Raw genomic sequence first — 12,824 nt, forward strand, 5'->3', positions numbered from 1 at the left:
TCTTTATTTTACTTGCAACCTTTTTACACTGATCTTCATTTCTTTCGTGGTATTATTGACGCTATTGACAAATACATAAGCATTGTATTTACCATCAGCCGTTTGCAGCCATATTCCCGATTCAGCTTTTAAATTAATCGCAAAATCTGGCGCATCTACGAACGATTTATCTTTCAAATCCACATCGTCCACAAATACACTGTATTGCAATCGCGCCAATTGTTGATCGCGCACCGTCCAAGCCTTCACGATCTTCGTTTTATTTGTCAGACCCACAGGTAAGGTGAAGCTCGGCAAATAACTGGCATCCGTCGTGGGAGCAACCAAAGAATGTGCGTAAGTCACCGTTGGCAACGCCCGATACAAATAGATCAAATCGATCTTATCCGGGTTTGCTGCCGCTTCGGTAGCAGTATACCATTTTAAGTCAGCCACAGAAAAAAAGCAGGCCGCGCCGTCTTTCCCGATCAGGTCCAAGGCCATATCCATATTACGAATCGCATAAGCTTCGGTCTTCAAGGCAATTTCCTGCCCATTACTGGACCTCGCCCTAAACGTAAAAGTGACCGATTTACGTTTTGCTGCTGCCGGTATTTTGTAGCTATAACGCAGCGTTGAAGCGGAGGTATCTTTTGTAAATTTCACCTCCATGTTATTCCCATTTACTGTAGCAGGGTCGCCAACAACAACACCTATATCTGCCCCCGTACTACTGGTGTAGTACGATTTGTTTTCAAGTACAGTACCCTCATCACCCGCAATACTGGCTTCTACAGAAATTGATGTAAGTTTCCCCTGATCTGGCAAAATCGCCGCAGCATAAGCAAAATCTATGGTAGCCCCAACCACATTTGGCCCTAAAGAGCGCTTAATAATATCGTTTTGCAAACCATCTTTTGCTGTTGGAATTTCATAAGCTTCTTCTTTACAAGAACCGAACAACAAGAGCCCAAATCCGATGGACAACAGCCCTATTTTTAAATAATTTGTTTTCATCAGCTTACTTATTTTTGTACTGTCAAATAAACTTTATACGTCTTACGAACCTTTCTATTTCCAGACACGACAGTCCATTCACGTGGCGTATCCAAATTGGAAAAATCTTGTTTTCCTAAAATCTTAGGATCTAACACCGCATCGGTGACCAATGAAAACTGTGGGTATAGATTTTTCAAATCCGTACCAAAGAGCACCTCCACTTTTATGGTTTGCTCAACGGTATCCACCAACGCAGCTTTTGTACGTACCGTCTGAAAATCGGCGCCCAACAGTTCAAAACTACTGACATAACATTCCGACCTGGTCGTGATCAACAAACCATCCTCATCCATTGGATAATCATCCTTACAACCGGACAAGCTAACGAACAGCATACCGATTAAAAATAATGTATATTTCATTTTATTACAGTCAAGTGTTACCATATTATTTCCAAGGTATATTTTGTGTTAAATTCGGATTCCGCGAACGTTCTGTTTCCGGAATTTGATAGATATAACACTTTTGATAAGTCAATTCAGACTCATTGAAGAAAAAGCGTTCCCAATTATTTCCAAAACTATCCTGGAACCATTTTCCATCACCATAAGGTTTGCCAAACACCGTTTCCAGTTTACGCCATCTCCTCAAGTCAAACGCACGCTGTCCTTCGCCAAACAACTCAACAATTCTTTCCTGCTCTATGGCATCAAAAAATGCATCACGAGACGAGGTTTTAGCTCCAGCAAGCGCAGGTAGGTTACCACGACGCCTGACCTTATTAACCAAATCAATTGCATCCGCCTGTGGACCACCAATCTCATTGGTTGCTTCAGCATACATCAGGTATACGTCAGCAATGCGCATCAAAGGCCAATTGTAATTTCCATCACTACGCGCCACACCACCATAATTGCGCACAAATTTACGCGATTGTAATCCCGAGAGATTTGTGGTATTATCGGTAAAGGAAGTTTTGTAGGAGACACCGTTAACTGTCACCGCAGCTCCCCAAGTTTTGTAGACAAAGGGAATATAACCTGTGGTCTCCGTAGGGCTCATACTCATAATCAATTCGTAATCCCACAACAAAGTCGCTTTCATGCGATAATCGCGATTTCGGTACGATTCAGGGTTCACCGCTGAATTTGCCGTAGTACGTGCTGCAGGATTTTTCACTGGATCTAGCTGAACCATCTTTGGCAAGAAATCTCCCGTAATGGTAGATTGATAACGGTCAGCCAATTCATAGCGCGGAATCGCTTGATTCTGCCCTAAAGACACCAATGGCCCCGTCCATACCCGCTGGTATTCCTCACTTTGTTTTGTTCCCACACCACCATGCGTCAGTACCATGACCATTTCCTCATCTTGGCTCAAGTTGCCCGTAGAAGGTATAAACATATAGTAATAATTTGGGAGCACATCAGCCTTCCCCAATTCACCCCATTGACCTGGATCACCATTTCTAAACATTTTGATTCCAAAATCATTGATCACACGTTTAAAATCCGCAGCGGCCGCAGTATATGCCGTTTTAGCCTCTGCAGCAGATTGTACAAATCCATCCAATTCAGGCCATCCATTTTTCTTCCACGAACCCCAATACAATTGAAACTTACCACGAAACGCCAATGCAGCAGGCTTACCGGCACGGCCAATTGCAGACCCCTTGTTGGGCAATTTGTCCACCGCATAGTTCAAATCAGCCATAATAGAATCCTTCAGCTGTGCAATAGGCATTCTCCGCACCGTATCAGCCTCTATGGGAGCTGGCGCCGATTTATAAAAATAAGGCACATCACCCCATAGGGAAATCAATCTAAAGTATGCAATGGCGCGCAACAACTTTGCCTCCGCCACGATAGTTTCCAGGGTTTGTTTTACAGCATCAGTTTTTGCTACGGGCAACAAACGCGCATTGGTATTTTCGATCACAAAGTTAGAACTGAATATAGATCCATACAATGCTCTATACATTGCCGATGCACCGGAGCCATAATTCATCGGACTATTGACCGTTAATGAAATAGGCGCCGCTCCAGTATTGTACATTTTAAGGAAATCTCCATGCCCATCAAAATGATAGTCGCGATCAAAACAAGGCCTAAATATGGAATAGTTCGCCATTAACGCAGCAAGTGCGTCATTTTCGTCCACCCAGAACGTTTCGGAGCTTGGCGTTGTTGTTGGATTCTGATTCAACAAATCTTTGCGGCACGCGGACAAACCAAGAAGCAGCAAAGAAGAAATAAACAATATGTTATATATCGATTTCATAAGTTCAAATATTATAAGTCTACATTCAGTCCAACCACAAAACTCTTCGTCATCGGATAAGCATCATTGGTATAGGTACTTTTCTCCGGATCTAAGCCTTTAAAGCTCGTCAATACCGCTAAATTATCTACCGAACCAAATACACGCAACTTCTGAATACCCAGCTTCATCAGTAATTCTTTCTTAAAAGTATAGCCAAGCTGCAGATTTTTCACCCTTAAATAAGACATGTTTTGCAGCCAAAATGTGCTCAAATACGCATTTGGACTCGTTGATCCTAATGTACTTGGAAGCAGCTTAGGATAATCAGCATCGCGATTGTCCAGGCTCCACATATTATTCCACTGGTCCTCAGTAATAGCCTGATTTGCCGTTCCTAAAAAGTTCGAATTCGCTTTGTTCATCCAAAATTCCTTTCTTCCTGTGGCAGCCTGCAACAGGAAAGAAAAATCAAAACCTTTGTAGTCTACCGAACCTCTAAATCCGTAATTCACCTTTGGCCTACCCAGTTGATAAGCTGGATATGCCACACGGTCATTCGCATCCAATTTGCCATCACCATTGACATCTTTCAACAAAATATCTCCTGGAGAAGCGCCCTGAGGAACAGCATTATAGACATCCTCCCAAGACTGAGCAATGCCCAACGATTCGAAAGCATAGATAAAATTATAAGGCATATCAATAAATACCGAACCTCTTTGCAACTGCTCATTCCAAGACAGCAGCTTGTTCTTGTTATACCCAACATTAAAGTTCAACATGTAACCCACATCTCCCTTTCGGTCATTCCAGGTAACATTTGCTTCCAGCCCTTTATTCATCATATCACCAATATTACGTCGGGGGGCAGTGAATAAACCCGTCAGATGCATAGATACATCCGAAGGCCTGTTCATACCGATCGTCTTTCTTTCGTAATAATCCAGCTCCGCAGTCAGTTTATTTTTAAAGAATCCAAGATCCAAACCCAAATTAAACACGCGTGTCTTTTCCCAAGTAAGGTCATAGTTGATCAGTTTCTTATTGATCAACCCTTTGACAACAGACCCTGTTCCTGTACTATTGTCAATCAAATAATAAGGACTAGAGACCAAAGATTGCTTCTGCTCATACAATCCGACACCACTATTATTTCCCAAAGAACCATAAGAAGCTCTAAATTTGGCCGAACTCATCCTGATCTTTTCCTTAAATGCCGACATAAATACCTCGTCTGAGATCCGCCAGCCCACTGCCGCAGACGGAAAAAAACCATATTGATCACCCGGCAAGAAACGTGAAGAACCATCTACCCGGAAGTTCCCTTCAAACATATACTTTCCGAAGGCCGTATAATTTAATCGTCCAATATAAGAACGCAAACCTTCTGCCGATGATGATCCCGACACATTTTGCACGTCTTCAGAAGCGCCATCAATTTCATGTAGACTAGGGTGCAAACGATCTAAGCGACTACCTGCTAAAACACGATTATTCCAATATTCTTCTGAATACACGGCCAAAGCAGAGAAATCATGGTTAGCGCCAAACTTATGATCGTAACTCAATTTAAAATTCAGCTGGGTTTTGTAATTGTTCCGGTCTGTATTATATATCCCATCATTTGTCGGTACAAGATCCCGGATAGACAATCCCGTCCGGATGTTATATAATTTTGTCGGCATATCTGCCTTCCATTGAAAACGCGTATCATAATTTAGGGCATAATCCACTTTAGCCTCAAATCCTTTAAATGGCTTCCAGTTTAAATAACCATTCACCAAAGCCTGCTTTTGATTCATGTGGTTTTGGTTGCGCGTCATGTAATCTGCATAAATATTATTGGCCTGCGGACTTTCATTGTAAGACATTGCACCGCCATAAAAACCGGTAATAGGATCATAAGGCAATATACCTGCTGGTGAGGTAAACAGATCCATCCCACTTGTCGAGTTGGCAGTCATACCGTCTTCGTAGTTATAACGGTAATCGGACCAGTTTCCGGAGAACCGCACCCCAGCACCGATGGTATTGGTTACTTTTGTTTCGAAGTTAAATGCAGCGTTATAACGTTTAAAATCATTATTGATCTGTATCCCCTTCTCATCCAGCATACCGACAGACAAATAGTAATTATTATTTTCAGTTCCTCCATTAATGGAAACATTATAATTCCCACTTTGACCATTGCGGAGAATAACATCCCACCAATCGGTACTTGGATATAATCTTGGGTCGATCATACTTAAAGCCAACCATTCGTCGATGGTTCCATTCTTAAAATTGAATGCAGATGCGGCCGTATTATAGGCTTGTGCCCTTTGAGTAGCCGTCATTGCTTTCGCATAATTATTGACAAAATCAAAAGAGCGGGTAGGTTTCACCAGCGATTTGTTGGCACTAAAGGAAATAGCCGTCCTACTGTTTCTTTTACCAGACTTTGTCGTGATCAATACAACCCCATTGGCCGCTCTGGAACCGTATACTGCAGCGGAAGAAGCATCTTTTAGTACGGTCACACTTTCAATATCATTCACATTTACACGGTTCATATTGACATCGGGCATTCCATCGACCACGATCAGCGGTCCAGCACTGTTGACCGTCCCCAATCCCCGGATCAAAAGATCCGCTGCATTATTTCCGGCCATTCCGGAGTTTTGACTTACGGCCAAACCAGGAATAACACCTTGCAATGCCTGCGAGGCATTGGAAAGACCCCGACTCGAGGTCGATTGATCAAAATTAACACTGGCCACAGCACCGGTCAAGTTGCCTTTTTTCTGCTTACCATACCCCACCACAACAACCTCATCCAGTGCATTTTCGCTCGCATCAAGCACCAAAGCCTGCACATCTTTCCCCGACACCACTTTTGTATTAAAACCGATTAACCGAAATTGAATCTGATCTGAAACGGACCCCGTTAATTTAAAACGACCTTCTTGATCCGTAACGGTAACAGTTGCATTTTTAAGGTTACGCACTTCTACACCGGACAGTGGCTGCCCTTTGGCGTCCAGCACCTGCCCGACAAGCTGCTGCTGAAATTTAGCTAAACCCGACGAAGGGTTTAAAACATCCGAGATCGGAATCTTTCCATTGTTAAGGGAAGAAGGTACATTTGCCAATGCAGCCATCGAAATAAAAGGTAGCCCCACCAAAAGGCAACTCCTGTTTATTACATCCCGGATTTTAATCTGCTTTAGTATCATGAATACTCAGGTTAAAGTGGTTAAATAAATGATTTATAAGCTCTTTAGTTTATTGGTATTTTTTCAGGAAACATAATACTCGACCCTAATATGGTCTAAATTGCATTTCCTTAATTATCATAGTGAATACAATAATATATATTTTTTGTATACAATTCAATATTTTTTTTACTTTTTTACAAAAATAGGGTGGCTAACACATTCGTGACAATTCCAAAACACCGCTCTTTTAGCTGTGTAATTATAAACTAAATCGTATTTACTTTAGGCTGATAAAATATTTTTGTATACAATTTTACTTATTTTTTGTATATTTATTTTTATTCAACTACATTTGACTAACCAAATAAATCAAAGGAATAACCGTAGATCCTATATGAAAAAACAAACCTATATTTGGCTTGTATCGCTGGTCCCGCTACTATCCTCCTGTTCTTCCGAGACGGAAAGAGAAAGTAAGCCAATAAATAACATCCAACTGGAGCACAGCATACTATCGCTATCAAAAGAAGCTACAAAACTCCATGTGCCATGGGATTTACAATATGACCGGATCAACGATGCCATTCTGTTTTCTGAAATCGGAGGAAGTATACGAAGACTGGATACAAAAACAAAAGCTGTTACTTTGGTGGACAGCCTCACCGACGTTTACCACCAGCGCACGTTGGGACTATTGGGAATGGCGCTGTATCAACCCGAACAGCAACAGGCCTATCTTTACCTTTCTTACACCAGCAAAAAGGACAGTCTCATTTTCTCTAATTTATATCGTTACGATTATAATACGACAGGCACGTTGTCAAACCCAAAATTGCTTTTACAGATTCCTGGAAACACGGGACACAACGGTTCCAGGGTTATTGTTTCGACAGACAAAAAAGTGTATTGGGCTACAGGAGATGCCGCAAGTGATACCTTTGCACAAGACAGCACCTCATTAAATGGCAAAATCTTACGCCTCAATCTCGACGGGAGCATCCCAAAAGACAATCCAATTGCAAATAGCTATGTCTATGCATGGGGATTTCGGAACATGCAGGGACTTACCCATGATCCAAAAGGCTTAATTTACACCTCCGAACATGGCGATGCCATCGAGGACGAAATCAACCTGATCCAACCTCTAAAAAATTATGGCTGGCCGCAGATTGAAGGAATGATTGACACGGAAAAGGAAAAAGCTATTGCCAAAAACTGCCCAAGACAGGAGCCCATTAAATCGTGGACCCCAGTCGTTGCACCATCCGGAATGGCGTATTACGGTTCTAATGTTATCCCTGAATGGCAACATAGTCTATTGCTTTCGACTTTAAAAAATCAGTCTTTACGTATCCTAAAATTATCCGCCGATGGTCAACAGATCGTCGATGAGAAAATCCTATTCAAAGATCAACTTGGCCGGCTAAGGTCCGTATTGGCCTTACCCAATGGAGACATTTATTTCTGTTCAAGCAACCGTGACTGGAATCCGCAAAAGGGGTTTCCAAAACCCGATGACGATGTGATCTACCGCCTCCGTATTACCGATAAAGCCTCTGCACCAATGATTAAACCCCTTGCAGCCAACACGGCCAACTCCCCTGCCAAAAGTGGTCAGGCATTATACGAAGCCTATTGCGCATCCTGCCATAAAGCAGATGGAAAAGGACTTACAAATACCTTTCCTCCATTAGCCAATTCATCTCTTGTCAAAGGCGACCCAGCACCGCTATTGCAGGTTATCCTCCATGGACTGAAAGACAAAACAATAAACAACGTCAAATACGAAAGTGCAATGCCATCTTTTTCATTCTTGAAAAATGAAGAGGTCATTGAAATCACCAATTATATTCGCACACACTTTGGAAATTCTGCCCCTAAAATCAATCAACAGCATTTAACCTCATTACGATAAATCTCATGGAAAATAACCTCGAGCCAAAACCCTCTTTATTGAAAAGTTGGCTATCCATCTTGGGTCCCGGCATCATTACCGCCGCCCTGGTTTTCGGGCCCAGCAAAATGACCATCACATCAAAAATGGGTGCAGACTATGGCTTCTCTCTATTATGGGTTGTCGTCGTCGCCATCTTTTTTATGATGGTTTTCACCAATATGGCGGCACGTATCGGTATCGCGAGAGACGAATCTTTACTTGTTTTAATTCGCCAGAAATTTGGTAAAACAACGTCCATCATCATTGGCCTCGGAATCTTCCTCGTTGCAACCTGTTTTCAATCGGGGAATGCGACAGGTGTCTCTATTTCCGTTTCGGAAGCCACGGGGACAAACCCCAAAATATGGATCATCGTTTTTAATGTAATCGGTATCCTACTGTTGTTCTTCAAGTCTTTCTACGCGCTATTGGAAAAGCTTATGCTTGGACTTATCATCCTGATGTTATTTGCCTTTCTTTCCACCGCGATTATGATAAAGACACCCGCACAGGACTTTTTCTCAGGTTTTATTCCCAGCATCCCTCCTTCATCAGTAGGCTTAATAATTGCTTTTACGGCTTCTTGCTTTTCGATTGTGGGTGCATTTTATCAAAGTTATCTTGTTCAATCAAGAAGAAAATTATCGACCAACAAACAGCGTACTGAACGACAGATAATCGGTAGCCGAATAGGTATTATTATTCTTGGCATCATGAGTGCAGCCGTCATGGTCTGTGCGGCAAATACGCTTCATCCCCAAGGGATCAAGTTAAATTCTGCCGCTGAGATGGGCCGTGCACTGGAACCGCTTTTGGGAACCTATGCTTCACACCTCTTTTTTATCGGTCTCTTCGGTGCCTCCTTTTCCTCCTTGATCGGCAATGCCGTATTAGGCGGATCCTTACTGGGCGACACCTTTGGCTTCGGCAACGATCTCAATCACCCTAAAGTGAAACTCTTTATTTCTTTGGTCATGATTTTTGGATCTGCCATCGCGCTTATCTTCGGAAATCTTCCCTTGGAGCTTATTGTTTTTGCGCAAAGCATCACCATTTTTTTAGTCCCCTTTATCGGTATTATCCTCTTTCTGATCGCAAACGACAAAGAAATTATGGGCGCGCTCAGAAACAGCCCCTTAACGCGGTTATGGGCTATACTCGGACTTATATTACTCGTTTTTCTTGCATTTAGTAATCTCTATAATTTAATCAAATAATTCAGACATGGACCATAACAATTTAGCGGAATTGGAACAGCAGCTGCTTGCACCATCATTAGATCTAATTGAAGATATAAAAAAGATACAAGGTGATATCCTTTTCCTAGGTATTGGCGGAAAAATGGGGCCAAGCATGGCAAAGCTAGCCATGCGGGCCATTCAAGCTGCAGGAATAGACAAAAAGGTCATTGGTGTTTCGCGTTTTTCAACCAAAGAACTTCAGCAGGAACTGGAGGATCTAGGCATAAAGACAATCGCCTGCGACCTACTGAATGAGGAAGAACTCAAAAAGATCCCGCAGGTCCCGAATGTCATTTACCTCGCAGGACATAAATTCGGCACCACGGGAAATGAAGATTTTACCTGGGCGATGAATACCTATCTTCCCGGAATGGTGGCTTCTCATTTTCAAGATTCCAACATTGTTGCTTTTTCTTCGGGTAACGTACTTCCATTTGTACCAATAAGCAATGCCGGCGTTTCTGAGGAAAGAACTCCGGAGCCTGTCGGCGAATACGCGCAATCCTGTTTGGGGAGAGAGCGTATATTCGAGTATTTTTCGAAGAAAAACGGTACACCTATCCTGATCTACCGATTGAATTATGCGGTGGATTTTCGCTACGGTGTGCTCGTAGAAATTGCCAAATCGGTCAAAGGGCAGCTCCCGATAGATTTGACAACCGAAAACGTCAACGTCATCTGGCAGGGAGATGCCAACGAAATTGCCTTAAGATCATTACTGCACTGTCAGTCTCCAGCCAAAATACTGAATGTCACGGGACCTGAAATCCTTTCTACACGATGGATCGCAGAGCGGTTTGCCGAGCATTTCAACACCAGGCCGATATTTGTAAATGAACCCGCCGGAACCGCTTTACTAAACAATGCCTCCGAATGCCATCGTTTGTTTGGCTATCCGAAAACAACCATACGCGAAGCGATAGACATTACAGCCAAATGGTTGACCCAAGGCGGCGAACTATGGAATAAGGACACGCATTTTCAAGAACGAAAAGGAAAATTCTAATGAACACTTTAGACAACAAATTACAACAGTTGCTTTGGGAAGGGACGGTAATTCCGGCACACCCCCTTGCCTTAAATGAGGACCGCAGCATTGACGAGGCACATCAACGGCTCCTGACTCAATATTACATAGCCAGTGGAGCCGGTGGAATCGCCGTAGCTGTACATTCAACCCAATTCGAAATCCGTGACCCCGAGATCAACCTTTTTGAAACTGTATTGAGATGGGCTAGCGAAGAAGTCGAGAAAGCGGAACTCCAACGACCATTTATCAAAATTGCAGGCATCTGCGGTGCCACAGATCAAGCTGAACAGGAGGCAACGACTGCACTTAAATACGGTTATGATATCGGGCTTTTGAGTATGGGCGGCCTGCAGAGCTGGACGGAAAATGCCATATTAGATCGAGTCAGAGCAATAGCAGCCATTATTCCTGTCTTTGGATTCTATCTTCAACCCGCCGTTGGTGGCCGTATTTTCTCCTATTCCTTTTGGCAGCAGTTTGCCGAAATCGACAACGTCGTCGCTATCAAATGTGCGTCGTTCAACCGCTACCAGACATTAGACGTTATGCGTGCTATAGCCAACTCCAGCCGGCGAAATCAAATTGCCATGTACACGGGCAATGATGACAATATTGTCAACGATCTGATGAGCGTGTATAATTTCCCTGTAGCGGGAGAAAACGTCGCCATAGAATTTAAAGGTGGACTATTAGGCCACTGGGCTGTTTGGACGGCAAAAGCTGTTGAACTCCTTCAGGAAATAAAAACATACAAACAGAACCCCAATAACCTCCATGCGAGTCATCTCCTAAGCAAAGCGATTGCTGTAACAGACAGTAATGCAGCTTTTTTTGACCCAGCAAATGCATTCCATGGCTGTATACCAGGCTTACATGAGGTGCTCCGCAGACAAGGTCTGATGAAGGGTATCTGGTGTCTAAACCCCGACGAAAATCTATCCATCGGACAGCGAGAAGAAATTGATCGTGTATATAAAGACTACCCAGGCTTAAACGACGATGAATTTGTCAAGGAATTTTTAAAATCGAGATCCTAATAATCGCTTCCTTTTATAAGGTCTCATCACTCGGGCTAGTCATGGCTGACGAGGTGATGGGACCTTTCTTTTTGTTCCAATTCATATTTTACGAATCAATGACCGACTAAGAGAAATAGTATCCAACATGAAATGTTTGATTTTTATAACTTTGCATCATGACAACTTCCGAAAATATTATTGATTTCTATCAACGGGTATTTCGAGAATCCAATTACCCAATTGGCTCCTCGTCCGAACAAATTTCTCATTTTAACGTATTTTCACGTGAGCATTGTCCTTTAAAATCACCTTACAACAGAAAAGATTACTTCAAAATATCCCTCATGATCGGCCAGGGTCAATTGCACTATGGCGATCAATGGATCCCTATTGACCGTCCCGCACTTGTATTTTCAAGTCCGCTCGTTCCCTACTCTTGGGAAACAGACAATCCGGATCAAAAGGGATGGTTCTGTCTTTTTACACAAAAATTCATTCAGGAAGACAAACATTATAACCATAACATTCTCGAAAGTCATTTTTTCAACCCAAGTGGTAGCCCGGTCTATTTCTTAACGAACGAGCAGGTCGATCTTTTCGATCACATTTTTCAGCGTATGAATACGGAACTACGATCTGATTTTCCGTTCAAATATGAAATTATCCGAAATCAGTTACAATTACTCGTTTTAGAAACGTTAAAACTAGCGCCAAATGAGGGTATATCACCTTACCAAAACGCAAATCAGCGTATTTCCCATCTTTTCCTAGAACTATTGGAACGTCAATTTCCGATTGACACAGAAAATTTACTTCGTTTTAAAAATGCAACGGATTACGCGCAACAGCTCAACATCCATGTCAATTCGCTAAACAGGGCTTTGAAACAAAATACAGGAAAAACTACGCAAGAACTCATCGCACTGCGCATCACACAGGAAGCAAAAGCACTGCTTCAACATAGCAGCTGGAACATCAATGAAATCGCTTATGCCTTAGGTTTTGAAGAACCGGCGAACTTCAGTAATTATTTCAAAAAACATGCTGGTGTACCACCTTTAGCCTTCCGCAATAAGTCTGTTTGATTTTCACAATAATTTGTTTGAATTCTATATCTTTCGAAACAGGCAATGAAGCTACTTTTGTCGACATCATATTTAC

Annotated in this window: 9 protein-coding genes; 5 read left to right on the top strand and 4 right to left on the bottom strand. The window is 42.5% G+C overall.

Features of this window, described 5'->3' with window-relative positions; translation table 11 throughout:
* Positions 1-3 precede the first annotated feature (3 nt).
* The 4 genes from L1283_RS10990 to L1283_RS11005 are packed head-to-tail and all read right to left on the bottom strand — an operon-like array spanning position 4 to position 6,455.
* On the bottom strand, positions 4-996 hold the full coding sequence (locus L1283_RS10990) for a DUF4466 family protein (protein WP_286849461.1): 993 nt from the start codon (positions 994-996) through the stop codon (positions 4-6).
* 8 nt (positions 997-1,004) lie between these two features.
* Complete coding sequence (locus tag L1283_RS10995) at positions 1,005-1,400, bottom strand: hypothetical protein (RefSeq protein WP_046676362.1); 396 nt, start codon at positions 1,398-1,400, stop codon at positions 1,005-1,007.
* A gap of 25 nt (positions 1,401-1,425) precedes the next feature.
* Positions 1,426-3,258: a RagB/SusD family nutrient uptake outer membrane protein gene (locus L1283_RS11000; protein WP_075991895.1), complete on the bottom strand. Its 1,833-nt coding sequence runs from the start codon at positions 3,256-3,258 to the stop codon at positions 1,426-1,428.
* An 11-nt stretch (positions 3,259-3,269) separates the two neighbouring features.
* Positions 3,270-6,455, bottom strand: a complete 3,186-nt coding sequence (locus L1283_RS11005; protein WP_145328612.1) for a SusC/RagA family TonB-linked outer membrane protein — start codon at positions 6,453-6,455, stop codon at positions 3,270-3,272.
* A 376-nt stretch (positions 6,456-6,831) separates the two neighbouring features.
* Here L1283_RS11005 and L1283_RS11010 point away from each other — a divergent pair, with 376 nt between their 5' ends.
* The 5 genes from L1283_RS11010 (at position 6,832) to L1283_RS11030 (ending at position 12,748) form a co-directional block, all read left to right on the top strand.
* Positions 6,832-8,352 (top strand): PQQ-dependent sugar dehydrogenase, encoded by a 1,521-nt coding sequence (locus tag L1283_RS11010; RefSeq protein ID WP_286849458.1) that lies wholly within the window; start codon positions 6,832-6,834, stop codon positions 8,350-8,352.
* A gap of 5 nt (positions 8,353-8,357) precedes the next feature.
* Positions 8,358-9,590 carry an Nramp family divalent metal transporter gene (locus L1283_RS11015; RefSeq protein WP_088160971.1) on the top strand — a complete coding sequence of 411 codons (1,233 nt, stop codon included), beginning with the start codon at positions 8,358-8,360 and terminating at the stop codon, positions 9,588-9,590.
* 7 nt (positions 9,591-9,597) lie between these two features.
* Positions 9,598-10,620, top strand: a complete 1,023-nt coding sequence (locus L1283_RS11020; RefSeq protein WP_286849455.1) for an NAD-dependent epimerase/dehydratase family protein — start codon at positions 9,598-9,600, stop codon at positions 10,618-10,620.
* The gene (locus L1283_RS11025; protein WP_145328616.1) at positions 10,620-11,681 is read left to right on the top strand and encodes a dihydrodipicolinate synthase family protein; all 1,062 of its coding nucleotides are present in this window, start codon (positions 10,620-10,622) and stop codon (positions 11,679-11,681) included. Before L1283_RS11020 ends, L1283_RS11025 begins: the two co-directional genes overlap by 1 nt.
* A 158-nt stretch (positions 11,682-11,839) precedes the next feature.
* Positions 11,840-12,748, top strand: coding sequence for a helix-turn-helix domain-containing protein (locus L1283_RS11030; protein ID WP_088160968.1), 909 nt, complete (start codon positions 11,840-11,842; stop codon positions 12,746-12,748).
* The last annotated feature ends 76 nt before the right edge of the window (positions 12,749-12,824 follow it).

Source organism: Sphingobacterium sp. HSC-15S19 (genome assembly GCF_050433745.1).
GTDB lineage: Bacteria > Bacteroidota > Bacteroidia > Sphingobacteriales > Sphingobacteriaceae > Sphingobacterium > Sphingobacterium siyangense.